Source organism: Stenotrophomonas maltophilia group sp. RNC7 (assembly GCF_030910085.1).
Taxonomy (GTDB): domain Bacteria; phylum Pseudomonadota; class Gammaproteobacteria; order Xanthomonadales; family Xanthomonadaceae; genus Stenotrophomonas; species Stenotrophomonas sepilia.
In genome coordinates, this window is sequence record NZ_JAVFVN010000259.1 from 1 (window position 1) to 664 (window position 664).

Consider the following 664-nt stretch of genomic DNA (forward strand, 5'->3'; position numbering starts at 1 on the left):
TAAAAAAATTCTTTAATATCCTTAGAAGGAACATATATTTGTATTCTTTATTAAATGCTTATAGCGTGCTGAATGTTTTTTCTCTTCAAAGATTGGCATACTTCAGGAAGGTTCGCTCGTACAAGATGCTCCGCGAATGGAGGTGGTACTGCATTGCCACATCTTGCAACTTGCTTTGCCTTAGAATACCTACATCCTTGAAAATCTTTATCTATTATGTAATCACTAGGGAATCCCTGCGCTAGGAAAAGTTCATGTGCTTGCAGCATTCTCATTCCAATATCGGTAATTTGATATTGGTTTCCTTTTATTGTTACAATTCCAAATCTATCCTTGGTTGTAATTGTATGTAATGGTTTAGATAGAGACTGTCCGGTATCAGAACCATAATATTTTGTAAGAAATGCTGTCACTATACTAGCTTTGTTTACCGCAGTAACGGTTGCTAACGGACGATTCATGTTATGTCCAGTAGAACAACCAAAATGCTGTGCAATATAGGTAGCGGTTAATTCAGGAGAAACCTTTTGTTGTGAAACACAACTTTTTCTATAATCATTATTTATACCTGTCAATGTTGGCTTTATAAGTAAATGTTCTGCTTTTGTTGTCATAGTTGTAAAAGGTTGTTTCAATGAATACTGAAGCCTATCTCCACCAAAAT

Annotated in this window: 1 protein-coding gene; it reads right to left on the reverse strand. The window is 35.1% G+C overall.

Features of this window, described 5'->3' with window-relative positions:
• Positions 1-50: 50 nt before the first annotated feature.
• Positions 51-664, reverse strand: a 614-nt coding sequence (locus RCF13_RS03385) for a DNA cytosine methyltransferase (protein ID WP_308140873.1), incomplete at its 5' end; no start/stop codon positions are given.